Raw genomic sequence first — 25085 nt, forward strand, 5'->3', positions numbered from 1 at the left:
CTATAAAAAAAGAACACCGGGCTGAACGCCAGATGTTCCTTTGCGAATACAGGTCTTAAAGTTACAAGAAGATAAGCAATAATGTTCCGGCAATAAAACAGTAGTAGGAGAAATATTTCAAATTTCCTTTGGCCATAATGCCCATGAACCATCTCATTGAGAAATATGTGACTACGAGTGTCGTTATGAAGGCAATCAGATAAGGAATGGCAAGCTCTGACCGATTGGGATCGTTTGCGATATCGGATGCTCCCAAGACCAGACCCCCCAAGCTAATGGGGATATAGAGCATAAAGGAAAATCTCAGGGCCGTTTCCTGCTTCATGCCGACCGCTATGGAAGCTATTACGGTTGCTCCGGAACGGCTGATGCCTGGAATCAGGGCTACGGCTTGAGCCAACCCAACCAAAATCGCATCTTTGGTAGACAAATCTCCATCACGTTTGCGGCCGCGCAGGTTGCGAATGAGCCATAAGGCAACACCGGTAACTAAGAGAGCAATGGAAACAGTATGTACGGAAGCAAAAACTTCTTCAATGCGATCCTTGAACAGCACTGCAGCGAGCGCAGCAGGAATCGTGCCGATAATAATATATAACACAAACATAAATTCTGCCCTGTATTGTTGGTCACGTGTACGAAGGTATTGAACCGCGCCAATAATCAGCTTCTTGATATCTTCAAGAAAGATAAAAACAATAGCTATTAGTGAAGCTGTGTTGGTTAGAATTTCAAACGATAATCCGTTTTGTTTAATGCCCATCAGCCGCTGTGCAATGATCAGATGTCCGCTAGAAGAAACAGGGATGGGTTCCGTTGCTCCTTGGACCACACCCAAAAACAAGTACTTCAACCACAAAATAATGTCTTCCATCTTCTCCTCCTTGACGTTATTTCCAGAAAAAACACATAGGTTTTCATTCTATCATGATCATAGCCTGTTCCTTTGTTGAGTTGCAAGTTTTAATAAAAGTTGAATGAATTCACTTGAAATCATTGGTTGATTTTAAGGGAGGTTAGCGGCTATACTAGACCATATCTTTTGAATTGAGGTGAAATGATTGTCTTATCGTATCGTTCGAAGTAACTAGTTTTCGGGCCGGATCAAAACGCGTACCGGCTATCAAGGGGGGCGTCTGCCCATTTGATCGCATGAAACTGGAAACTTCGGATGGTGCCCAGGCAATCATTTTGTTCGCAGGCCAGGACACATCAGATCGATGGAAACTACAATGACCTTCTCATGGAGAAGGTCTTGCACAGGTCCATGACTGACTCGTCCTGGCCTTTTTCTCATTTTAAAAGATAAAGGGGCAAGAGAACGGTGTTAAAACAATGTTTATTTCAGTTAAAATGGTGGATTTTCCTATACATTGCCTTAGGCTGGGGCATTCAGCTATTCAGCAGCCTGGGGATATTCTTCTTCCAGAAGATATTGGATACGGCAATACAGGTTAATCGGATGGACGAGATGATCCATTTGATCATGATCTACGGAGCACTTCTTGTGGGGACGGTCATTCTGAACTACATGGATGAGTACCCGAGCGTTTATCTGTCCAAACGGTTGACCGAGCAATTGAAGATCATGGCACTGGCCAAAATAGCAAAAATCGACTATCAGGCCTATCAAAATGTGGGTACTGGACAAATGATCAAAGTCATTGAAAATGGTGCAGAAGCAGGGAATGAGATCATTTATGGTTTTTACCTTAAAACATTGCATGAACTCCTGCCGACGATTTTGTTCAGTCTGCTGTTTATCACCTTCTACGATCCACGGATTATGATTGTTATTGCGGTGGGTTATGTCTTCGTTTTTGGAGTAACGAACCTGATCTTGAAATTTCTGTACCGAATGAAATCAATGATATTGAATGAACAGGAGTCCATCTCCAGATATTCAATACGCGGATTCATGGAACTGGTCGTATTTCGGACGAACAAGCGATATGAGAAGGAAATGGCGAAACTCAGCGCATCAGCAAGGCTAATGATTAACAAAAGCGCGCAGTTGCGGATGATTCATGAAGCTTTTTTTGCGATATTTGAGGTGTTTATCACCGTCATTAAGCTTGTGATCCTGTTCTTTGGAGTTAAGAGCGTTGTTACAGGTGAATCCTCCATTGGCGTTATTGTGGCATTGTTTCTTTTCATAGAAAAGATATACTCACCTATCGCCATATTCAATGTGCTGTTTGTGGATTATCGGCTGAATCAAGTGACCTATAAGCGGTTTGAAGCGTTCATTCAAGCTCCGGAGGACCGCAACCTGGATCATGGTCATGAAGTCATGGGGCTCAAGGGGAATGTGGAATTTCGCGACGTGTCATTCGGTTACGGTAAGAATAGCGTCTTACATGAGATCTCGCTGACCATTCCTCAAGGGTCTTCAGTCGCATTGGTTGGCATGAGTGGGAGTGGAAAATCAACGTTGATCAAGCTGTTAACCGGCCTGTTAAAAAAGAAGAGCGGCAAGCTGCTGGTAGATGGTGTGGATATCGACGAGCTGAAACTGAATAGCTACTATGACCATATCTCATATTTGTCACAGGAGACACCAATCTTCGATGCGACCATCCGGGACAATATTTGTTTTGATCAATCGGTCTCGGATGAAGCTCTCTATGAATTGTTGGATAAAGTTCATCTTAAACAGACCATTCTGAAATGGCCGGAGGGATTAAACACGCTTGTAGGCGAAAGAGGGTTGAAGTTGTCCGGCGGGGAACGTCAGCGGCTTGCCTTTGCCCGAATCCTGTTACAGCGTAGAAACGTGTTGATTCTGGACGAACCGGTGTCGGCTCTGGACAATATTACGGAGAAAAGCATCATGGAAACGATTCTGGAAGAGTTCAGCGGCAAAACGGTCATTATCGTCGCACATCGATTGAATTTCATCCGGCAGGTCGATCAGATCGTGGTTATGGACCAAGGAGACATTGTCGGTCATGGACCTTTCGATAAATTGATTCAGAACTGCGAACCATTCCGGGAGCTGTGGCTAAGAAAGGACGAGGAGCAAGTTTTGCAGCCGATTGAATGTTAGTGGTGGGGTAGAACCATTTCATATATAGCCTAGGTTTGGATTGTTCCAGAACAGATGAGAAGATGTAACAACAAAAAAAGGATTTCCGTCATTAGACGGAAGTCCTCTTTTTATTTTACTGCTTGATCCATATCTTAGAAATGTCCATAAAACCAAAGTCCGACGTCTGCAGGCCTGACAGGCTCTGATTAAGATGAGCCTTTTTGTTCACATGAGCACCATGCAATATCCAGCAATTACGGCGTAATATATCCTCAGCTTCATTCAGCAGGCTTATCCGATCAGGTTCATCCAGCTGTGCAAAAGGCTCCAGCTTATCATCCAATATGGAGATCTGCTCAGGTGACATGCAGGCATTGAACTGATTGGACGACGTCTTGAAATAGTGAATCATGCCGTATTGCCAATCCTGCTCCAGAATCTCCTCGGCCATGATTAAATCCGCAAATGATGTCTCTTCAGGCTGGAGGTTATCGATAGAAGCAGCGATCTCAATGTGCAGTCCAATTGCTGCTGCACGTTGCTGTATCCAATGTGCAACACGCATATCCTTGTTAGCGGTACAGGACAGAATGAGGGTCTCGCCCTGATAACCGCTGCTGTCGAGCAATGGATGAGCATGATCAAGCGATGCTTCCGACCAATGCTGCTGTACACTTCTCCATGGGAGAAAGCTGTTAGCGGGTCTAATCAGATTCTCACCCAGTTCTGCGACCAGAGCTGCAGAGTCATACACCATTCTCAGTGCTTGCCGAAAATGGGGATGATGGTGAACGCCAGGCTTCTGGAAGTTAAACAGCAAGTACTGGCATCCGAGTGCAGGATAGTCAATATCTGTTGGCGTTTCATCGTTTGCAGACTTCTTCAAGCGATCGGTTCCTTGCAATTCATAATATCGATGCTGGCTGCCCAAGTCCGGTACAAACCAGATATATACCTGATCGAGGAGGGGACGAAGCCCATAATAGCTGTCAAATGCACGAAGTACGAGCACTTCATTATTCAGTTCACCAATCTGAAAAGGACCTGTACCTATCAGTTGGTTCGAACTGTCAACATCATAGGGAAGAATGGTCATGGGAATGCAGCTGAACAGGTGTAGAAAAAAGCGATTGGGCCGATGGAGATAAAAACGAATACAGTAATCACCATCTAATTCGCTGTGCTTGATATCCCTGTACAGCCATAGCGAAGGACTTTGCACCTCATGCAGCCGCTGCCACGTTGACTGCACATCTGCTGAAGTCATGATGCGTCCGTGATGAAACCGGACACCCTTACGCAGATAAAAGACCCACATTTTGTAGTCCTCACTGCATTCCCATGAGTGTGCAAGACTTGGCTGAAAAGTACCGGACTGAGCATCGAAGGTAAGTAATGTGTTGCATATCTGTCCAAGCAGATAAGTCTCAAATGCCGTATAGACTGAAGCCGGGTCCAGATCCCCCAAACGGCGAGAACGCATCATTCGAAGTACATCCTGACCCGAGCTTGTTTCCATATGGCTGTGAAAACCCATCTGCTGGTTCAACAGACGCAGCAATCTCTGCCTGATCACGCCATTCCAGTCCGAAGATTCCAGCGAACCGATGAGTTCGACAGCTTCCTTCATTTTGCCATTGCTTATTAAGCCAAGAAAGTGATCTTCCATTACTTCGTCCATACTCTTTAGAAGTGTTAATTTGGAGTGATGTCCCCTGCCAATCCCCGGCTGCCAACAAATGAAACCAGCCGCTTCCAGCTTACGCAATATGAATTTGACATTCCGAGGAGTACAGAACAGCGCGGTCGAGAGATTTTCTATGGTTATTGCAGCAGGTTCATTCACTTTAAGCGACAGCTGCTCTGATGTGACAAGCCGAAGGTAGTGTGTGATGTATGTATCCATAGGTCTGCTCCTTTATAAAAGGTGAAACGCAAAATAAATTGCTTACACTTTTATTTCCCCCTTTGACCCTTACAATTATAACTAATGAAAGTGACATGCGCAGTCCTTTTTTAATCACCCGGAATAGGAGATATACCTTATGAAGCAGCTTCTTCGGCAAATACATCCTTTGGCGTGGACCATTATTCTCGGTACCATGTTCGGACGTCTGGTGACATCCATGAGCATTCCGTTCTTATCCATCTATCTAACTCGCGTATTGGAGGCTTCACCGACAGAAACGGGCCTAACCGTTGCAGTAAGCTCTCTGGCTGGTGTACTCATTAGCTTCTACGGAGGATACATCTCGGATCGGATAGGTCGTCCAATGGTCATGCTGTTCTCAGTGTTTAGCTGGGCAGGCGTTTTTTTCATCTTTTCATCGGCGCAGCATTTATGGGTATTTTTCACTGCCAACACCCTAAATGGCTTATGCCGTGCTTTTTTTGAGCCGACTTCACGGGCATTATTGTCGGATATAACGCCTTCACAGCATAAGCTGCTCGTTTTTAATCTGCGCTATGCCGCAATTAATCTTGGTGTTGTTTTCGGCCCAATAATCGGACTTTACCTTGGATCAGCAGAATCGACGTTTCCGTTTATCATAGCAGGCATGGTATATGTCATGTACGGACTGGTCTTGTTGCTTCAGTTTAGCGTTAGGCATACCGATCTCCCTAGGCCAGTCGACGCTCTTGCACCTAGCCTGAGAGCTGCTCTGAGTACAACCACTAGAGACCGGGTTTTCCTGATGGTCCTCATTGGAACAACGTTCTGCGAACTGGGTTATGGACATTTCGGTTCAACGTTAGCGCAGTATCTGACCCTGAATCCGAATATAGAGAACGGAAGCCAAATATTCTCCTATATGTTCTCTCTTAACGCCATGACCGTGCTCCTCGTACAATACCCGATTGTACGGACGGCCAGGCTTTATTCGCCAATTGCCTCGCTCATTCTTGGTAATATTCTTATCGCTGGAAGCTTGCTGCTGTTCGGATGGGCAGACGGAATGGTTCTGTTATTCATTAGCGTCATCCTGTTTACCATTGGAGAAGTGCTGCTGTTTACCATGATGGACTTGTTCATTGACCGGATTGCTAAGCCGGAGAACAAAGGGATCTATTTTGGAACCATTGGCTTTAATCATTTGGGCAGTGTGATAGCGCCTGTGTTTGGTGGTCTGCTTCTTGGCCATTTTGGTGCAGCGAATGGGGTTTTCGTCTTTGTTCCGCTGGCACTCGCAACAGCGCTGGGTCTCCCTTTTCTATGGAAGGCACGTCAACATCAAACTTCGCGGGAACGTCAAGAAAAAGTGTTTCAAGCGAGTGCTTAAAAAGGTAATGGAAGGTGCGGCTGTTGACAGTTATAAGTACATGGTTGAGACGAAACATTTTTGATTGAAAGAGGGAATATTGTAAATGATAAACATATTCCGGATGAATCCCGTAAGAAAAAACACAAATTCATCACTCACCAAAAATTGGCCGAGTAGTGGAACGATAGAAAGGACGAGTGCGCTTTACAACGGTAAATAAAGAGTGAATGCCATAAGAGCCTTCACCCGTCACACGGGAAGCATCCTATTGGAAAAGAAATCAATACTTAAAATTTAAAATGTTTATTTTCACAAAAACAATATGACTGTATAATGGGCAATACGTCTGAAAAATATGTAACACAGTAACGTAGTAGACCGAGAAGGGGAGGACATATGAAAACAACAAAGGTCTCGTTTTTTGTACTTTCGCTAGTGCTGCTCTTGGTGACCGGACTATCCGGTTGGGCGGGGGCTGCTGATGCAGAATCCAACACCGGCAAAACCTATGTCATCGGCACAGACATTACCTTTGCTCCGTTTGAATTTCAGGATGTGAATGGTGATTTTGTCGGAATCGACATGGATTTGCTTGATGCCATTGCCAAAGATCAAAATTTCAAGTATGAAATTAAAGCTCTCGGATTCAACGCAGCCGTGCAGGCACTGGAGGCAAACCAGGTGGATGGCGTTATTGCGGGGATGAGTATTACCGACGAGAGAAAGCAAAAGTTTGACTTTTCTGAATCATATTTCGAATCAGGCGTGGTTATGGGCGTTAGTGCCAATAACGATACCGTGAAAAGCTACGAAGACCTCAGAGGTAAAAAAGTTGCTGTGAAAACGGGAACAGAGGGATACACTTTTGCAGAGTCTGTGGCCTCGAAGTATGGCTTCACGATTGTTCCATTTGATGATTCTTCACAAATGTATGATGATGTAAAAACCGGTAACTCTGTCGCCTGTTTTGAAGATTTCCCCGTACTTGCTTATGGGGTGAAGCAGAATAATGGCCTGAAGATTGTTACCGAAAAAGAAGAAGGAGGTTCTTATGGGTTCGCCGTAAGCAAAGGCAAGAATCAGGAACTTCTGCAAATGTTCAATGATGGACTAACAAATATCAAGGCAAACGGGGAGTATAAACGCATTACTGAGACATATGTTGGTGATAACACCCAGACAACAATGGGTCGTTGGGAGCTGGTTCAAAAATCTCTTCCTTCTTTGATCAAAGGTCTGGGCAAAACGCTATTATACACCATCGTTTCACTATTTTTTGCCTTTATTCTAGGTTTAATCTTCGGATTTATGAAAGTGGGACATAATAAATTCCTTCGCGGTGTTGCTACCGTATTTGTGGATGTCTTCCGCGGGATTCCATTGATTGTCCTGGCTTTCTTCATCTACTTCGGGATTCCGCAGGCACTGGGCTTCACGATGCCTCTGTTCCTGGCCGCCATTCTGACGCTAAGTCTGAATGCCGGAGCATACGTTACCGAAATTATCCGCGGGGGGATTCAATCGATTGATCGTGGACAGATGGAAGCTGCCCGTTCACTGGGGCTGCCTTATCGCAAAGCGATGATGAAGATCGTTATCCCTCAGGCCATCCGGATTATGATTCCTTCTTTCATTAATCAGATGGTCATTACACTGAAAGATACGTCAATCTTGTCCGTCATTGGTCTGGTGGAGTTGACGCAATCGGGTAAAATTGTCATCGCTAGAACGTTCGCCTCTTTTGACATCTGGTTAACGGTTGCGATCATGTATCTGATTGTCATCATTGCATTGACTAAAATCGCTGACTATCTGGAGGTGAGAGTTCGCCGTGGGTAAAATTAAGGTTGAAGGATTGAAGAAAAGTTTTGGCTCGAATCAGGTTCTGAAAGGTATCGATATGACGGTCTCCGAAGGTGAAGTGGTCTGTGTCATCGGCCCGTCCGGCTCGGGAAAAAGTACATTTCTGCGCTGTATAAACCAATTGGAAGAGATCACGGCAGGCCGGGTTATCGTGGATGACCAGGATCTGAATGATCCGAAAACCAATATCAATAAAGCTCGTGAAAATATCGGAATGGTGTTTCAGCACTTTAACTTGTTTCCGCATTTCAGCGTGCTCAAAAATATCATGTTCGCACCAAGAGAGCTTGGTAAGTTGAATGAGCAGCAAGCTCGGGAAACCGCGCTGCGCTTGCTTGAGCGGGTAGGCTTGTCGGATAAGGCGGACAGTTATCCTAACAAGCTTTCGGGTGGTCAAAAACAACGGGTTGCCATTGCTCGCGCGCTTGCGATGAATCCAGACGTTATGTTGTTTGATGAACCGACCTCCGCGCTGGATCCCGAGATGGTTGGTGAGGTTCTGGGTGTAATGAAGGATCTCGCAAGCGAGGGAATGACGATGATGATCGTAACCCACGAGATGGGATTTGCCCGTGAAGTTGCCGATCGGGTGATCTTCATGGATGGCGGATACATCATCGAGCAGGGTACACCTGCCGAAATCTTCGGTAATCCGAAGCATGAGCGTACGATCAGCTTTTTGGAAAAAGTACTTTAATATTTGGCGGAAAAACCTTCAAGACACGGTGCTTGAAGGTTTTTTTGTTATATATAAATCAGAAATTGAGAGGTTAAATATGGTAATATTAGAAGGGTTTTGTTTTTCGGATAAGTTGTTTTAAATAACAAGGGGGTTCGGAGATATTGAAATTTCAAATAAAACGACGGAGTGGGATACCTTTAGTTGTGATTATTCTCTTGATTTCCTCATTTTTATCTTATGTCTATCTTAACGATAGACCGGGTGGATTTTCAGATCAACGGATGTCTAGATTGCTGGGATTGGATGAGACCATACATATCCCTACCGGGAAAACTCCAGAAATAGCGATTCAAAAGTATAGAACAGAACAGTTACCATCACAAATTATCCATGAAGAGCCAGTGGAAGGCGGTATGATTGTATTTACACAAAGAGCAAGCTCGGAATCCAGCAACCTTCAGATAGAATATGTACGAAAGAGGATTTTCGGTTGGAAATGGGGATGGGGTGGAGGATACGGGATTAGTAAATCTTCTTCAAATTCACCCGCAATGGACTATATGAGTATGCCTCGCTTGGAACACATTGAATCTCCCTTTCCTATCGTATTCGGAAATGTACTGAACCCTGCAATCAAGCGAATAACGGTCGAGACGAAGGGAAATGGAAAACACATTTCAACTGAAGCTAAATTGGTTGAGGTAGGGGCTGGAAGAAGCATATGGTTCGTATTGCTTCCCTCGTCTGCAAGCACTCCACTCAACATAAAGGCATTTAATGGAGAAGGAATTCTTATCGCGAGTAAGGAGATTGAGGATCCAAACGACATCGGGTCCGTAATGATTAAAGATTAATGGAGCCTTCAAGAGACATAACCGACAAAACAATAGGACTGCTAGTATTTTAGGTCGCCAAGGCCGCCACATGTGGCGGCCTTTTTGATGGTTTTACCCGTACCAACCGATTCTCCAGCGAATGAACCGATCCTGCAAAAGCTTGCTGTGTAAGCGATTGGTTCATGATTTGGCCGATTGCACGATTGTTGATCATGCTGCTCGCCCATATGATGTGAACAGAGGATCCTGCTCATCATTCACACTATTAACTGCTAAAGGGGGCCCGAGATCGTATGGCTGAGCTCACGGAAACACCTGCACGGCAACCCGGAGTTACAGTGGGCAAACGCGTCAAAGAAGGGTATTTGCGAAACATGAGGAAACATTGGATGCTGTATGTCATGATCTTACCCGGTATATTGTTTTACATTATTTTTAAGTATATCCCTCTGGGAGGAAGCGTCATTGCATTTCAGAATTTTCAGATCATGAAAGGGATCTGGAGCAGCCCATGGGTAGGCCTGGATAACTTTAAATTTATCTTCACGTATCAAGACTTCTATCATGTACTTCGAAACACAGCTCTGATTGCGTTATACAAGCTGGTCTTCGGATTTCCAGCTCCCATCCTGCTTGCGCTGCTGTTTAATGAGGTACGGAAGATGCTGGCCAAACGTTTCCTGCAAAGCCTGTTTTATTTACCGCATTTCCTCTCTTGGGTTGTTGTGGGTGGAATCGTCTTTGAAGTTCTTGCCTCGGGTGGTTTTGTAAACGCTGTCCGTGGTTGGTTTGGCTTCGAGCCCATTCTGTATATGCAGCAGGAGCAATATTTCCGGCCCATTGTTGTCTTATCTTCGATATGGAAGGAAGTCGGGTGGGGGACCATTATTTATCTCGCAGCCATCAGCGGTGTTGATCCGACCCAGTATGAAGCTGCCGTTATGGACGGAGCTAATAAGTGGAAACAGGCAATTTATATTACGCTGCCCGCGTTGTTCCCAACGATCCTGATTCTGTTCCTGCTGAATATCGGCAATTTCCTGGAGCTTGGTTTCGATCAGGTGTATAACCTTCTGACGCCAATGACCTATTCGGTAGGGGATATTATTGAGACATATGTATACCGCTCAGGTGTGCTGCAGGGACAGTATAGTGTCACGACAGCCATTGGACTGTTCCAATCCGTCATCGGATTTATCCTGCTCTGGGTCTTCAATCGATTGGCCAAAAAGACAGGGGAGGGGTTGTGGTGATGAAACAAACCTTTGGTGAAAAATGCTTTCAAGTCGCCAATTATGTCTTCCTGACAGCAGCTGCCCTAACCATGATCCTACCATTGCTTCACCTGCTTGCTGTATCTTTAAGTTCGCCTGTTGCAGCCGATTCCAAGGAAGTTTTCCTGTGGCCGGTCGGCTTTACGATGGCTTCCTGGAAACATATTTTACAGAGCACGGGTCTTTGGCAATCGTTTGGCGTAACCGTATTCATAACGGTCGCAGGGACAGCGCTGAGTATGCTCTTTTCTGTGCTGACTGCCTTTCCGCTATCACGCAAAGAGTTTCTAATCCGCAAACAGGTCATGCTCGGGATTGTCATCACGATGATCTTCAATGCGCCAATGATTCCCTTCTTCCTGACGGTCAGAGAGCTGGGTATGATGAATTCCATATGGGCACTGATTATTCCGGGGGTCATTGGTACGTTCAACATGGTCATTCTGCGCACGTTCTTCATGAACTTGCCGAAGGAATTGGATGATACTGCCCGGATTGATGGCTGCCATGATTTTCGAATCCTGTTCCAGATCTATATGCCGCTGTCCAAACCGGTTCTTGCCACAGTCAGCCTGTTCTATGCCGTAGGATACTGGAATACGTTCCAACGCGCCGTACTCTTCGTTCGGGATCCTGATCTATGGCCGCTTCAGATGAAGCTGCGTGCCTACTTGACCAGTCCGGAAGAACTGGCTCAGGTTAATATGTTCCTTGATGATTACGACTTCAACACAACTACATTGAAAGCAGCGACAATTCTTTTTGCAAGCGTTCCCATTATATTGGTGTATCCTTATTTACAGAAATATTTTGTGAAAGGTTCGCTGCTTGGATCACTGAAAGAATAAATCATGATCAAGGGGATGATTCGATGAGAAGACGACTGACCCAAAAGTTTGTACCGATTGTGCTCAGTATGGCCATGCTTGTAGTCGCCGGCTGCAGTTCCAACACCAGCAATTCAGGGAGTGGTTCTGCTGAAGGGAACTCCGGTATTCCAATCGTAAAAGTATTCAAGAGTCATATGGGCATCGGGAGCATGCCCGCAGCTGACGATCCACACGTGAAATATGTCGCTGAGAAGACGGGCGTCCAATACGAGCTGATTACGACGCCTCCCGGCTCGGAACCCTCGGAATATCTGAACCTGATGATCGCTTCCGATGAGCTGCCGGATATTTTGCGCCCGATCGGAGGCGTTGAACAAACACTGATCCAACAAGGAGGAGCCTTGCCCCTGGATGATTTGCTCCCTGAATACGCTCCACATGTCTGGGAAAGTATCCCCCAGGAAGCTTGGGATATTGTTCGCTCAGCTTCTCCCGACGGCAAAATTTATTATGTACCTAAAGTATTCCTCGTCCCGGAACGGGCACCTTTGATCCGGAAGGATTGGCTGGATAAGGTAGGCATGGAAATGCCAGCAACCGTTGATGAATATGTTGAAGTACTCAAAGCCTTCCGTGACAAGGACCCGAACGGCAATGGCAAAGCAGATGAACTGCCCACGAGCGGAAGGGAATTCGGGAGGTGGATGGACCATCTGTTTGCCATGTACGGAGTCGCCATGTGGGAAGGATATCCGGAATGGGACGAATACAACGGCAAGATTCAGTATGCGGGGACAACGGATAACATGAGAGAAGCTATTAAATTCATCCGGATGTTATATGAAGAAAAACTGCTCGATAATGAAACGTTTTTGAACAAAGGGGAAGTATGGCAAGCCAAAATTAACAATAACCTGGTGGGCAGCTGGTACCACTTGCCGGCGAATGTGCGCGATCGACTTAATGCCATGCAGACACAGGCACCGGATGCTTATATCGCAGCGATGCCGCTGCCCAAAGCCGAAGGCTTCGAGGCGTTTGTGACGCAGAAGAGCATGGGTGAGCCGGAATGGATGATCCCGGCCGTGAAGCAGGATAATGCGCCAAATGCATTGAAGTTGCTGGATTTCTTTTACAACCCTGAAAATGATGAATTTGTCCGTTTCGGCCTGGAAGGGGAGCAGCATGAAGTCAAAGACGGACGCAAAGTTATTCTTCCGCCTGCCGACAACAAACCGCTTGCGTTGGGAATGAAGAATCTGACAACTGCAGAGGACATGAACAAACGTATTGAAGAGACGTATCCGGAGGACCAACAGCAAATGGTGAAAGATATGTTCGTTGTGAGCACAGCCGATGCCCGGCAAATTGCGGGTGATGGTCTCCCGGCTTCCGTGTATGAAGGGTTTCCTGATATTCAGTCACATAAGCTGTTTCAGGAAGTGTTGACCAAGATCGTTATTGGTGAGCTGCCTCTGGAGGCTTATGATGAATACGTGAAAAAGTGGAATGCCTCAGGAGGCGAAGTGGTCACCCAGCGGGTCCAGGAATGGTATGAGAAGGTGAAAAAGTGAAAGTGCAATAAGTGCGTGAACATTTAATTATATTAAATGATGGTGAATACAGTCAGAACAGCGGGCAAGTGTGAGATCAAAATGCTTGAAGAAGTCAAAATAGGCAGTAAGGCCGGGTCGCACCGGGCAGGTCGAAACTGTATAATTGCGGTATATTGCACATAAGGTGGGAGATATCAGTGACCCTTTCCTTTTTGAAGTGGTTAAAATTCAATTTCACCAATTCCCAGACCCGGCTGCTGCTTATTTTGACCATTGTAGTCTTCACAATTATTATCGCAGTAGGCATGACAACGTATTATTCGGCCAAGTCGGTATTACAACAAGAGCTCAGTGAACCGCAGCACCAGATGCTGCGCATCAGCATGAATGATATTGATGAAGTGATACGAGAAAGCGACCAGATCGCTGTGAAAATTGCACTGAATAACCATGTGTTTAAATTTCTCACGAGTGAGGTGCAGGGGTCATACCGCAATATCACCGAATTGGTACAGTATCTTGAAACCTTGACGAGCAGTACTCCTTTTATTAAAAGCGCTTACATTTATGATGTGGAAAGGGAAAGCATGGTCGCTTTTCCCCAGGGATATAGTTCAAGCAAAGTTAATTTTCCCGATTCGGGCTGGGTGGGTGTGGCTGCTGAATTAAATGACCGCCCCATGCTGGTAAAACGGCGGGAGACTGCTGCAGGTTCAGGAGTTCCTGCCTCCCAGATCACACTTTATCGCAAGATTATGCTGGCGGGTCAACTCAAAGGGATCATTGCCATCAATTTCAAAACGGATCAAATCTTCAAGCACATGCTTCTCTCTTCTGTCTCTGACCTTGATAATCATCGTTTCATTCTGGATGCCAACAATAAGCCATTATATGATCTTGGAAATTATCCAATAGGAGAGGAAGCGGTGGACCAGGTCCTCGCGACTCTGGAAGGCGAAAAGCTTGGTGAGTTCAAGCACGAGGGCCAAGTGCTGCTCGCTTCACAAACGATGTCCCCATATACAGGTTGGCGCTATCTTTCAATTATTTCCCAGGAAAGTTTACTGTCCAATGCCCAGAAGATTAGGAACATTGTATTCTTCGTTTCCCTGTTGGCACTTGCTGCAGGCGCCGCTACGATTGCTTTTTATAACAGAGCAGCCTTGAGACCGGTGAAACGGATGAGACAACTGCTTAGCGGATATGACCATCACCGTATCAGTCCAGAGTTGATTGATCTCGAGAAAATAACAGGACAACTGCTGACCGACCATGCACAGCAAGCCATTAATCTCAGACAAACACTTCCTGAAGCATGCTCCAAATTTCTGACCGATATCTATGCGGGACACATGACGGGTTACCGTGAAATTGGTGAAAAGTGGAATCGATACTTCAAAGAATGGAGTGATCGTCCACTGACAATGGCTATGTTGTCTATTGATAATTATCACGCATGGTGCGAAAGGTTTAAGAAGTCGGATCAATCCCTTCTGAAATTTGCCATTGCCAATATCATTGCAGAACTGCTGTCAGGAGAGTGGCGTCTCCTTCCTGCAGATCTGGGTAGGGACCGAGTCATCATCATGCTGCAACCGCTTGATCCCAGCAGAGAGACGGATGCATGCACATCAATTGATGAAGCGCTGAAAATGATTCCGAAACTGCTCAAGTTCCAGGTCTCCGCAGGCATAAGCGAGAACCACGATGGATTCAAGGAGCTTCAACAGGCGATGCAGCAAGCAGACAGCGCTCTGAATTTCAGGTTGTACCGCGGATATGAACAAGTGATACGGTTTAGGGACATCTCTGGTCACGAAGAACATGTACGTGCAGAGGAAAATGAACTCCTGTCCCAATTGATTGAAACGATCGAAGCTGGAAGTGGTGAAGAGGCCATCAGGCTCATGGAAAAAACACTTCACCGAATGAAGAGTGAACGGTGGCATCCGTCCTCGGCGATAGTATTTCTTGAATCTGTAGCGGAGACGCTGGAACGAATTCACATGAAACGGGATCCTGAGGCTTGTGGGTTCCGGATTTCCGGTATGCGGACGATGAATCTAGAGTCTGCATGGTCACTTCTGCGTAATGAGGCAGAAGTGCTCGCAGCATGGTATGACAGCATGCAGCTCAGGAAGGACTATATCATCTGCCAAACGATGATTGCTTTTATGAATGATCATCTGAAAGACCCGGTTAGCATACAGGACATTGCTGAGCATGCGGGTATCGGTTCGAGTTTGGCAAGTCAGCTGTTTAAGCAGGAAATGAACGACACCATTCTTGGTTACTTTACGAAGCTGCGTATGGACCGGGCTTGTGAGCTCCTGAGGGAAACCGACTACAGAATATCTGAGATCGCCTCCATGGTGGGATATCAGCATGAGAATAGTTTTATCCGTGTATACCGCAAAACCAAGGATATTACACCGGGGAAATACAGAGAGAGGATGCGGGCCCGCAGGGATTCCTTGTTGGAATCCTAGTCCCTCATCCCAATGAAGAGAAGGAGGAACAGCGCCCATGAACCGTAAAACGATTGTCACTCGAAACCATCCGGTATTGACCCAGCTTCAGCCCAGGTCTCCTTTGTCTGTTGGCAACGGCGAATTTGCGTTCAGTGCTGATTTTACCGGCCTTCAGACCTTTCCGGAAGCATACGAAATTCCTCTTGGCTCGCAGTCCAATTGGGGATGGCATTATACCGGAGGGCATGAGGTATTTAGCGATCAGGATATCGTCTACCAGTCGTTTGAAACGTATGGACGGAAGGTGGCGTACCCCATGAAACCTGAGAACCGAGAAGAGGCGTATCACTGGCTGCGGCAGAATCCGCATCGTCTTCAACTGGGACGCCTTGCGTTTCGGATACTAAAAGAAGATGGAGAAGAAGCAGATACGTCACATGTGAATCCGGTACGACAGGAATTAAATCTGTGGACAGGTACAATTCACAGTGAGTTCACCGTAAATGGGGTCAAGGTTCAGGTGGAGACTGCCTGTGATCCGGAGAAGGATGGCATCGGCATTCGTGTACATTCAGAATTAATCCGCAAGGGACGTCTGCATTTGTTCCTTATTTTCCCCTGTCCGGATATGACGCATCGAAGCTGGTCCAAGTCCGTATTTCCTGATTGGGAACAGGACAGCAGACATCGCACCGAGCTAGTGGCGAAGGATTCGATCTCAGCTTCACTCAAACGGATCTTGGATGAAGACGAATATGGTGTGAGGTGGATCTGGGACAAGGGGAGTCTGGAGCAGACCGGAGCACATGAGTTTACGCTTATTCCTGAGGCAATGGAGCATTCAGATAGCTGGTCTTGCAGTGTTGCTTTTGCTGCGTCGAGCCCATCTGTTCAACCAGCTGAGGCCGTATTCCACGCCAGCTCGGTCCACTGGGAGCGATTCTGGAACAGTGGAGCAGCTATGGATCTATCCGGCAGTAAAGATCCCCGAGCAGAAGAACTGGAGCGACGAATTGTACTGTCCCAGTTCCTGTGTGCCATACACAGTGGCGGCTCCATGCCGCCTCAGGAAACGGGCTACATGTATAATAGCTGGTTCGGTAAAATGCATCTGGAAATGCACTGGTGGCATGCCTCACATTTTCCTCTATGGGATCGTACACAGCTGCTTCGCAAAAGTATGGATTGGTATATCGCCATTTTGCCCAAGGCTTGTGAACTGGCACGTTCACAGGGATATGCAGGCGCACGCTGGCCCAAAATGGTTGGGTATAACGGTGAGCAGAGCCCTTCACCGGTTGCACCAGGGTTAATCTGGCAGCAGCCTCATCCGATGGCACTTGCCGAGATGTGTTATTTGGCGGAGCCTGAAAGGGCTGTATTGGAAAGGTATAAGGACATCGTATTCGAGGCAGCTGACTTTATGGTTTCCTTTGCCCACTGGGATGCAGAAAAAGAGGCATATGTACTCGGTCCGCCGTTGATTCCGGCTCAGGAAAATCATGCCATGAGTGAAAGTCTGAATCCGCCATATGAGCTGGAATACTGGAAATTCGGCTTGGAAATCGCCGCTATGTGGGCAGAGCGGCTGGAGCAGCCTGCGAATCCGGAATGGAAGAAGGTTGCGGCTCATATGGCAAGTCCTATGCATGAGAATGGAGTGTATCTTGCGCACGAGAATTGTCCTGACACATTTACGGCCAAAAACCATGATCATCCTTCCATGCTCGGAGCGCTCGGCCTGCTTCCCGGAACGCTGATTGACGACAAAATTATGAAAAATACACTTCTCAAAGTGAAAGAATGCTGGGATTGGGAATCCGCATGGGGGTGGGACTTTCCGATGTGTGCGATGACTGCAGCAAGGTTGGGTGAACCTGAGCTGGCCGTTGACTTTTTATTGATGGATGCCACCAAAAACACCTATTTGCCCAATGGACATAATTATCAAAGGCCAGGATTATGGGCGTATCTGCCTGGAAATGGTGGACTGTTAACTGCAGTAGCGATGATGGCTGCCGGATGGAGTGGTGAGGAAGGCAGGAACAATCCGGGATTTCCGCAGGACGGGAGCTGGTCCGTTCAATGGGAGGGGCTGCACCCCCTGACCTGATCGGATTAGGTGATCGTTTGTTCACACTTTGAGGTGTCGGGAATGGCTTGGCAATAAAACGCGAGCGAAAAAGGAGCGATTACGTTGGTTGAAACGTTAACAAAGGACTCTACTCAGAATCGCAGAATGTCTGCCAAAATTGCGGATACGCTGGTCTCCGAATGTCGGGATGGAAACCACCCCAAAATTGCCGGGAAATGGGGGTACGTTGCCGGAATGACGCTTCTGGCCCTCGAACGTGCGGCGGTATGGAACAGTGAATCTCGATATCGTGAACTGGTTCTCCATCATATGGACGGCCTGATCGATAAAGATGGTACCATCCGAAACTACCAGCTTGAGGATTATAACCTGGACATGATCAATGAAGGCAAAAATCTCTTTTTTATGTGGAAGCATACGGGGGATGAGAAATACCGTCAAGCCATCCTGCGACTGGTCGACCAGCTGAAAGGGCAGCCTCGAACCAGTGAGGGCGGATTCTGGCACAAAAAAATATATCCATTCCAGATGTGGCTTGATGGGATCTATATGTCTTCTCCGTTTCTGGCCGAGTATGGGCGTGTGTTCGATCACCGTGAGAGCTTCGATGAAGTCGCGCATCAGATCCTGCTAATTGAGCGGAAGACCCGGGATCCGCGAACGGGTCTGCTGCATCATGCATGGGATGAGAGCAGGGAACAGCGCTGGTGTGACCAAGACACGGGTCAATCGTTCCATGTCTGGGGCAGGGCGATGGGGTGGTATGCGATGGCTATATTGGATGCATTGGAGCATTTTCCAATGGATCATCCCCAGCGCGGCCAGATCATGGGCATCTTCGAGAGAATGGCCTATGCAATCGCCCGTGCCCAGGATCAGGAGAGCGGGCTGTGGTATCAAGTCATGGACCAGAACGGCAGGGAAGGCAACTATTTGGAAGCATCGGCTTCGTGTATGCTGACCTACGCCCTCGCCAAGGGTCAGCGTCTGCATTATTTGGCTGAACTGGATCGCAAAGTTGTTGATCAGGCGTATGCCGGTATTCTCCGTCACTTGGTCACGGAGGATGAACAGGGGGTACACCTGCACCGCATTTGTCATGGGGCTGGACTTGGAGGCAAGAAATATCGTGACGGTTCTTATGCTTACTATATAAGCGAACAGATCGTCAGCGATGCCCAAATGGGAGTAGCGCCATTCCTGCTGGCCAGTATTGAAATGGAGATGCGGGGAGCAGGGAAAGCGTGAAGAAATCTATCGGATCTCAAGCGGGCAGACCCGACAAAAACAAAATGATTCTCAAGTATCCCGCTTCATGGTGGAAGGGGATGTGGCGGGAGGCGCTTCCTTCCGGTAATGGAATAATGGGTGCCTCTGTGCGAGGTGGTATACATCAAGAAGTGATTTTACTGCAGCATGGTGAACTATGGCATTGGGGAAAAAAAGATGAACTCCCTGACGTCAGTCACACATTGCAGGAGACCCGGAGACTTATGGACGCTGGGGAATTTTCGGAGGCAAGCTGGCATCTGACCCGTGCCGTGCAAGCAGAAGCATATGCTTCCCAATTGTCCTCCCGGTTTCCTCTTGCTGAACTGACACTCACCATGCATTGTGACAAGGCTTTTCACCATTATCGCAGGGAACTGGATATGGAAACGGGAGAAGTTCATGTCTGTTGGGAGGAAGGGGAGCGACAGATTTCAAGAAGTCTTTTTGTCTCTCGTGCAGATGATTGTGTTGTGTACAGAATACACGCTGAAATACTGAGCAGGAGCGATTCGGTACAGGTACGGGAAACCGGAAGTAAGCTAGTCATATCGGGAAGTGTGGGTCTTCAATTTCCGCCGGGTGACCGTGAGCGGGATGATGAAGAGTTTAAGGAATTGAAAATGTCCGTTACGGCCAGAACGGATGAAGATGAGCAATATGTTTTTTATGGTGGCAGAAATGACGATGGGCAGGATTATGGTGCTGTCATGCGGCTAATCTGTGTGGGAGATGAACTTGGGGCTGGAATGATGGCTTCCCGTATGCCATTACATTTCCCGGGAAAAGGGGTTGACATTTCAGACAAAGAACAGCGAAATGACAGCGGGAAACAAGCAATTCACGCAGCACTCCCGTTTGAAACGTCAGGCGATGTGCTCGTTCTCGTAAAAATGTTTGTTACAGGCAAGCGAGAAGAGGAATGGGTACGGCTGAAGCAGGAGCTGGCAGGACTAGAGGCTGATTATAATTCAATACGATCCAGACATAAGGAGCTTCATCAGCCCTTGTTTTACTCCGCAGAGCTTGATCTGGATGATACGGCTGATGACGGGCGCAGTAATGAGGAGCTTCTGTTAGATGCCTATGAAGGCGAAGCTCCCTTGGGATTGATTCGGAAGATGTGGGCGTATGGTCGATATTTATTCATTAGCGGAACCTCTGAGGAAGGCAATATGCCTTTTGGGCTTTACGGGCTGTGGGGAGGAGATTACCGATTAATCTGGGGTCATCACATGGCGAATGAAAATGTTCAGATGATGTATTGGCATTCGGGGGTTGGCGGATTATCCCGCATGAATCTGTCTTTATTTCGGTATTATACCGGTTTGATGGATGTCTTCAAGGAAAATGCACGCAAGCTCTATGGCTGTCGGGGGATCTACATCCCTGCTGGAACTACGCCTGGTATAGGCATCCCTAATCAGATTGTTCCTGTAATCATGAACTGGACCGGAGCAGCCGGGTGGCTGGCCAGACATTATTATGAACATTTTTGGTATACCGGTGATATGCAATTTCTGCGTGAGCAGGCGCTGCCCTTTATGAGAGAGGCATTACAGTTCTATGAAGATTTTCTGGTACTGGATGAAGAGGGCTTGTATAAGATATATCCGTCCGTTTCACCCGAGAATACACCGCAGAATTTCATGCCTCAGGATGGTAAACAGCTCGCACATCCCATGCCTACAGCCATTAATGCCACAATGGACGTCGCCATCATCAAGGAATTATTGCAGCATACCATACAAGCGAGTCGGATCATCGGTGTTGATAGCAGCAAAATATCAGAGTGGGAAGGCATACTTGAACGACTGCCTTCCTACATGTTGAATAAGGAGGGAGCTGTCAAGGAATGGCTTCATCCTGCGTTTGAGGATCGGCAAGATCATCGTCATCTGTCCCATCTATACCCTATTTTTCCTGGACAGGAATTCAGTAGGGAAGAGGAGCCACTACTATTCGAAGCCTTCGAGAAAGCAGTACACCACCGGAAACTTGGAGCACAGAGTGGGTGGTCCCTGGCTCATATGTCTTCAATCTATGCCCGGCTGGGCGACGGAGAACGGGCTCTGTGCAGCCTGGATCATCTCGCCCGTTCCTGTGTTCTATCTAACGGATTCACAATCCATAACGATTGGCGTAATATGGGAATTTGCCTGACGTTAGATGCAGCTCCAGTTCAGTTGGATGCGAATATGGGCTGGGTTAATGCCGTACAGGAAATGCTGCTTCAGGTCTCGCCTCAGCGGATCAAGCTGCTTCCGGCACTACCTGCCAGAATGCTGCGTGGAGAGCTGCACAATTGGCGTATACCCGGAGGAGCTCTGTCACTAGCATGGGACCGCAAGTCAGGGACATTTCAAGCCGAGATAGCTGCCACTCGGCGAATATCCTCGAAAGTTCAGCTCCCTGACTGGATCGATATCTCTTTGTGTAAACAGCACGGAAATAAGAATTTTAAATCAATCTCCATGGGGAACGGTGCATTCCTGCTTCATTTAGAAGAGGGGGAAAGGTGGTCAGTGAAATTGAACACGGTGTAATATGAGACGCTTAAGAAGTCGCCCAAGTGGCGACTTCTTTTATTGTGGCTTTAGCCAGTTGAGTGCGTGAAACGCGCGAAACAAAAAACCACCCGCTATGCGGGTGGAGGGATTGAAGGTTTGACCACCATGACCATTCCAATACAATTGAGATGTTCAGGCTCAAAAAGAAAGGAATGGTCATTCATGGCAACCAAGAGCTACAGTCTAGCTCACACAAAGTGGATGTGCAAATACCATATTGTGTTCACCCCGAAGTATAGACGGAAAGAAATCTATAATCAAGTCAGAAGAGATTTAATCGAAATCTTCAAACGTTTGTGTAAATACAAAGGAGTAGAAATTATAGAAGGTCACATGATGCCCGATCATGTCAACATGTTGGTGGCCATTCCACCAAAAATTGCAGTCTCAACGTTCATGGGATATTTAAAGGGAAAAAGTTCGCTAATGATATTCGAAAAACATGCCCAGTTGAAGTATAAATACGGGAATCGGAAGTTTTGGGCAGAAGGGTACTATGTGAGTACAGTGGGTCTAAATGAAGCGACCGTAAGAAAGTATATTCGTGAGCAAGAAGCACATGATCAAGCGGTAGACAAGCTGAGTGTAAAAGAATATGAAGATCCATTTAGCAGTAACCGGAGCAAAAAGAAATAAGACCAGTTTAACTGGTAAGTGAAAGTGACAAAAACATTGAGCCTGAACGGATTTGTGGTCAGGCTAGCGTCTTTAGGCGCAGTTTGGCAACAAGGGGTTATACCCCAAGAGCAAACCACCCGTTGGACGGGTGGTCCTGATTGTGTTAATAGACCATAGAATCTCTGGTGGATTTGTAAAAGTTAATATTATTAATATATTTACACCGTTTATATTAAGAAAATAAATTAAAATACGCTTAAAACTTTATATTGTTAACTCCGAAATTGTCTGTTATACTTCGATTCATAACAAGTTAGATAATATAACATGGGAAAATGACAGGAGGAGTTATGAATGGGGAATCGATTGAAATGGAAGGTTTTCGCTGCTTTATCCATTGGTTCACTGCTTATACCAGGTGTGAATGTAGTTAATGCTGACATCGATCAAGTGTCTGTGAAGCCAAAGACACATGTTCTGAAGGCCAATTCCGAAAATGTCCGGTGGGGCAACATCGGCAAGGGTGAAGCAGTACTCACCGTTAACTCCGGAGATATCGTTACGGTGGATGCGATTACTCACCATTCCGGCGACGATTATGAACGAATGATCAAAGGTGACGCTGGCGTCGAAGATATTTTTCATTGGACCGAATCCGAGAAGACGGAAGCAGATCGTGGTCCGGGAGTACATATCATGACAGGCCCAATCGCGGTTGAAGGAGCAGAACCGGGAGATGTGCTGGAAGTGAAGATTTTGGATATGAAACTTCGTCCTAATGGCAACGGCGAATATGCAGGCAAAACATATGGTTCCAACGTGGCTGCAAACTGGGGATTACTATATGGAGAGATGGAAGAAGAACCGGTGACACGGGAGGTTGTGACAATATACGAAATGGATTCAGAAGGCGGTACGGATTATGCCAAGGCACTATATAGCTACAGATGGACGCCTCAAACCGATCCGGATGGAAATGTGCATCCTACAATTGATTATCCTGGTGTTGTGGTTGATCATACAACGGTGAAGGAAAATCACAATGTTCTGAAAGACGTTCGAGTGCCTGTAAGGCTCCATTTTGGTACCATGAGCGTAGCTCCAAAGGAAGCAGATATCGTTGATTCGGTTCCACCTTCCTATTATGGCGGAAATATCGATGACTGGCGTGTTACCGAAGGAGCAACCATGTACTATCCGGTTTCTGTTCCGGGAGCACTGCTGTCGATCGGTGATCCACACGCAGGACAAGGAGACTCTGAGTTAAATGGAACAGCCATTGAGACTTCTGTAACTGGTGATGTTCAGATTATTCTTCATAAAAAGGATAAGCTGGATAACAAATTAAAGTCGTTAAACTTCCCATTGCTGGAAAATGAGAACGAGTGGGTGGTCCATGGTTTCAGCTACGCCAACTATCTCGAAGAACTGGGTGAGGATGCCCAGAAGGAAATCTTCGAAAAATCTTCCCTCGATAAGGCGATGAAAGATGCTGCGCATAAAACCAAGGCTTTTCTAATGAGAGGCATGGAACTAACCGAAGACGAGGCTTACTCTTTAATGTCGGTAACTACCGATTTTGGAGTTACACAGGTAGTCGATGGAAACTGGGGAGTTCATGCGATCATTGACAAAAAGTTGTTTGGAGAAGCTGAACGAAATATGGCACCATTACGCAGCAGCTTTGAACAATTTGGCGCCAAGATCGAATGGGAACCAAAATCGAAAAGGGTATCCATCCTGTATAATGGCAATACACTATCAGCGAAACTTGGAGAAACGAAGGCTTCATTCAATGGAGAAACCATTAGACTGATTGCTCCTATTCAATTAAATGCCCAGAAGTCAGCTGAGGTCAGCGAGTATTTCGTCGATTTCTATCAAGCCAAGCTTTCCAAGACAAACTAACTCATTTCATTAAGCAACAATTCCTTCATATTCATAACAAGAACCGTTGGTCTCTATGCCTGACGGTTCTTGTTTTTTTATATATTCAATCCATCCTGATTTTTGTGCCGTTTCATCAGTATCTGCGTTTCAGCACGGACGATACCTCTTAGCGAGTAGATGGATTCGTTCATGAATTGTTCCATCTCTTCAATGCTCTCGACAAGAATATGTATATGGAGGATGCAGGGACCCGTCATTTCGTATAATACAGCGACTTTATCGTTTTGTTTCAACGCGTCTATGATCTCATTCAAATATGCAGGCTCCACTTCAAGCTCCAAATAGGCCGATATCTTTTTGCCGAGCTTTTCAGCGCTAATTACAATGGAGAACTGTTCAATGATTCCTTGATTGACAAGCCGGTCTATGCGCTCTTTGACGGCAACACCAGACAATCCAACCTCTTTAGCCAAATCGGTATAGGATATCCGGCTGTTTTGAGCCAGTCTTCGTAAAATATGACTATCAATTGAATCTAACATGTGTTTCACTCCTTTCCGCTTCATATTGTAACAGAAAAAAAGACAACCCGCCCGTGCGGGGTACATAATCCCCTGAAAATTGGAACACGCTAACAACCGTAGTGGGATGAAGTGTAATTGCTGAGTTGCTTCCATATTTCCGCTTAATATTACTCGGCATGTTAACTGGTAAATATATAGTAGCTTGACAATACTCATTAACAGGAGTACGATTAATTGTGTCAAATAAACGACAAAACTTACGTTTTAACTAAATCATATGATTATGGTTACATATAAAATCACGTTAGTTTTG

Annotated in this window: 18 protein-coding genes; 14 read left to right on the plus strand and 4 right to left on the minus strand. The window is 46.4% G+C overall.

Annotated elements, in window-relative coordinates; all coding sequences use genetic code 11:
- Nucleotides 1–61: 61 nt before the first annotated feature.
- Nucleotides 62–874 (minus strand): undecaprenyl-diphosphate phosphatase, encoded by an 813-nt coding sequence (locus tag F4V51_RS13585; RefSeq protein WP_153978375.1) that lies wholly within the window; start codon nucleotides 872–874, stop codon nucleotides 62–64.
- Between the two features lie 450 nt (nucleotides 875–1324).
- On the opposite strand from F4V51_RS13585, the gene F4V51_RS13590 reads away from it, so the two are divergent.
- Nucleotides 1325–3049, plus strand: a complete 1725-nt coding sequence (locus tag F4V51_RS13590; protein WP_153978376.1) for an ABC transporter ATP-binding protein — start codon at nucleotides 1325–1327, stop codon at nucleotides 3047–3049.
- A gap of 115 nt (nucleotides 3050–3164) precedes the next feature.
- On the opposite strand, the gene F4V51_RS13595 is transcribed toward F4V51_RS13590, so the two are convergent.
- A complete protein-coding gene (locus F4V51_RS13595) occupies nucleotides 3165–4937 on the minus strand; it encodes an ABC transporter substrate-binding protein (protein ID WP_153978377.1) in 1773 nt (590 codons plus the stop codon).
- 139 nt (nucleotides 4938–5076) lie between these two features.
- Between F4V51_RS13595 and F4V51_RS13600 the strand changes: the two genes are divergently transcribed.
- The 4 genes from F4V51_RS13600 (at nucleotide 5077) to F4V51_RS13615 (ending at nucleotide 9693) form a co-directional block, all read left to right on the plus strand.
- Nucleotides 5077–6312, plus strand: coding sequence for an MDR family MFS transporter (locus tag F4V51_RS13600; RefSeq protein ID WP_153978378.1), 1236 nt, complete (start codon nucleotides 5077–5079; stop codon nucleotides 6310–6312).
- Between the two features lie 378 nt (nucleotides 6313–6690).
- Nucleotides 6691–8133, plus strand: a complete 1443-nt coding sequence (locus tag F4V51_RS13605; RefSeq protein WP_153978379.1) for an amino acid ABC transporter substrate-binding protein/permease — start codon at nucleotides 6691–6693, stop codon at nucleotides 8131–8133.
- A complete protein-coding gene (locus tag F4V51_RS13610; RefSeq protein ID WP_095358210.1) occupies nucleotides 8126–8854 on the plus strand; it encodes an amino acid ABC transporter ATP-binding protein in 729 nt (242 codons plus the stop codon). The genes F4V51_RS13605 and F4V51_RS13610 overlap by 8 nt, the downstream gene beginning before the upstream one ends.
- Before the next feature lie 146 nt (nucleotides 8855–9000).
- Nucleotides 9001–9693, plus strand: coding sequence for a hypothetical protein (locus F4V51_RS13615; protein ID WP_153978380.1), 693 nt, complete (start codon nucleotides 9001–9003; stop codon nucleotides 9691–9693).
- A gap of 49 nt (nucleotides 9694–9742) precedes the next feature.
- On the opposite strand, the gene F4V51_RS13620 is transcribed toward F4V51_RS13615, so the two are convergent.
- Nucleotides 9743–9889: a hypothetical protein gene (locus tag F4V51_RS13620; RefSeq protein ID WP_153978381.1), complete on the minus strand. Its 147-nt coding sequence runs from the start codon at nucleotides 9887–9889 to the stop codon at nucleotides 9743–9745.
- Nucleotides 9890–9968: 79 nt separating this feature from the next.
- Here F4V51_RS13620 and F4V51_RS13625 point away from each other — a divergent pair, with 79 nt between their 5' ends.
- From F4V51_RS13625 to F4V51_RS13665, 9 genes are all read left to right on the plus strand, one after another.
- Nucleotides 9969–10928, plus strand: a complete 960-nt coding sequence (locus F4V51_RS13625) for an ABC transporter permease (protein ID WP_153978382.1) — start codon at nucleotides 9969–9971, stop codon at nucleotides 10926–10928.
- Nucleotides 10928–11797 (plus strand): carbohydrate ABC transporter permease, encoded by an 870-nt coding sequence (locus tag F4V51_RS13630; RefSeq protein WP_153980691.1) that lies wholly within the window; start codon nucleotides 10928–10930, stop codon nucleotides 11795–11797. Before F4V51_RS13625 ends, F4V51_RS13630 begins: the two co-directional genes overlap by 1 nt.
- A 23-nt stretch (nucleotides 11798–11820) precedes the next feature.
- Nucleotides 11821–13353, plus strand: a complete 1533-nt coding sequence (locus F4V51_RS13635) for an extracellular solute-binding protein (protein WP_153978383.1) — start codon at nucleotides 11821–11823, stop codon at nucleotides 13351–13353.
- A 179-nt stretch (nucleotides 13354–13532) separates the two neighbouring features.
- Nucleotides 13533–15824, plus strand: a complete 2292-nt coding sequence (locus F4V51_RS13640; protein WP_153978384.1) for a helix-turn-helix domain-containing protein — start codon at nucleotides 13533–13535, stop codon at nucleotides 15822–15824.
- Nucleotides 15825–15861: 37 nt separating this feature from the next.
- Nucleotides 15862–17919, plus strand: coding sequence for a glycoside hydrolase family 65 (locus tag F4V51_RS13645; RefSeq protein ID WP_153978385.1), 2058 nt, complete (start codon nucleotides 15862–15864; stop codon nucleotides 17917–17919).
- 126 nt (nucleotides 17920–18045) lie between these two features.
- Nucleotides 18046–19149 (plus strand): glycoside hydrolase family 88/105 protein, encoded by a 1104-nt coding sequence (locus F4V51_RS13650; RefSeq protein WP_153980692.1) that lies wholly within the window; start codon nucleotides 18046–18048, stop codon nucleotides 19147–19149.
- Nucleotides 19146–21716, plus strand: a complete 2571-nt coding sequence (locus F4V51_RS13655; RefSeq protein WP_236146758.1) for a glycosyl hydrolase family 95 catalytic domain-containing protein — start codon at nucleotides 19146–19148, stop codon at nucleotides 21714–21716. Before F4V51_RS13650 ends, F4V51_RS13655 begins: the two co-directional genes overlap by 4 nt.
- Nucleotides 21717–21902: 186 nt before the next feature.
- On the plus strand, nucleotides 21903–22376 hold the full coding sequence (gene tnpA / locus F4V51_RS13660; protein WP_153980694.1) for an IS200/IS605 family transposase: 474 nt from the start codon (nucleotides 21903–21905) through the stop codon (nucleotides 22374–22376).
- Nucleotides 22377–22712: 336 nt separating this feature from the next.
- Nucleotides 22713–24266 (plus strand): acetamidase/formamidase family protein, encoded by a 1554-nt coding sequence (locus F4V51_RS13665; RefSeq protein ID WP_153978386.1) that lies wholly within the window; start codon nucleotides 22713–22715, stop codon nucleotides 24264–24266.
- A 77-nt stretch (nucleotides 24267–24343) separates the two neighbouring features.
- On the opposite strand, the gene F4V51_RS13670 is transcribed toward F4V51_RS13665, so the two are convergent.
- Nucleotides 24344–24790, minus strand: coding sequence for an Lrp/AsnC family transcriptional regulator (locus F4V51_RS13670; protein WP_153978387.1), 447 nt, complete (start codon nucleotides 24788–24790; stop codon nucleotides 24344–24346).
- Between the last annotated feature and the right edge of the window lie 295 nt (nucleotides 24791–25085).

This window comes from Paenibacillus xylanilyticus (genome assembly GCF_009664365.1).
In the GTDB taxonomy this organism is placed as follows: Bacteria; Bacillota; Bacilli; order Paenibacillales; family Paenibacillaceae; genus Paenibacillus; species Paenibacillus xylanilyticus_A.

Bases quoted from the DNA above. Each gene is read 5' to 3' on its own strand.
- F4V51_RS13635 (WP_153978383.1), top strand. From the start codon at position 11,821: ATGAGAAGACGACTGACCCAAAAGTTTGTACCGATTGTGCTCAGTATG.
- F4V51_RS13585 (WP_153978375.1), bottom strand. From the start codon at position 874: ATGGAAGACATTATTTTGTGGTTGAAGTACTTGTTTTTGGGTGTGGTC.
- F4V51_RS13670 (WP_153978387.1), bottom strand. From the start codon at position 24,790: ATGTTAGATTCAATTGATAGTCATATTTTACGAAGACTGGCTCAAAAC.
- tnpA (WP_153980694.1), top strand. From the start codon at position 21,903: ATGGCAACCAAGAGCTACAGTCTAGCTCACACAAAGTGGATGTGCAAA.
- F4V51_RS13650 (WP_153980692.1), top strand. From the start codon at position 18,046: ATGTCTGCCAAAATTGCGGATACGCTGGTCTCCGAATGTCGGGATGGA.
- F4V51_RS13645 (WP_153978385.1), top strand. From the start codon at position 15,862: ATGAACCGTAAAACGATTGTCACTCGAAACCATCCGGTATTGACCCAG.
- F4V51_RS13625 (WP_153978382.1), top strand. From the start codon at position 9,969: ATGGCTGAGCTCACGGAAACACCTGCACGGCAACCCGGAGTTACAGTG.
- F4V51_RS13595 (WP_153978377.1), bottom strand. From the start codon at position 4,937: ATGGATACATACATCACACACTACCTTCGGCTTGTCACATCAGAGCAG.
- F4V51_RS13665 (WP_153978386.1), top strand. From the start codon at position 22,713: ATGGGGAATCGATTGAAATGGAAGGTTTTCGCTGCTTTATCCATTGGT.
- F4V51_RS13630 (WP_153980691.1), top strand. From the start codon at position 10,928: ATGAAACAAACCTTTGGTGAAAAATGCTTTCAAGTCGCCAATTATGTC.
- F4V51_RS13600 (WP_153978378.1), top strand. From the start codon at position 5,077: ATGAAGCAGCTTCTTCGGCAAATACATCCTTTGGCGTGGACCATTATT.
- F4V51_RS13605 (WP_153978379.1), top strand. From the start codon at position 6,691: ATGAAAACAACAAAGGTCTCGTTTTTTGTACTTTCGCTAGTGCTGCTC.
- F4V51_RS13620 (WP_153978381.1), bottom strand. From the start codon at position 9,889: ATGATCAACAATCGTGCAATCGGCCAAATCATGAACCAATCGCTTACA.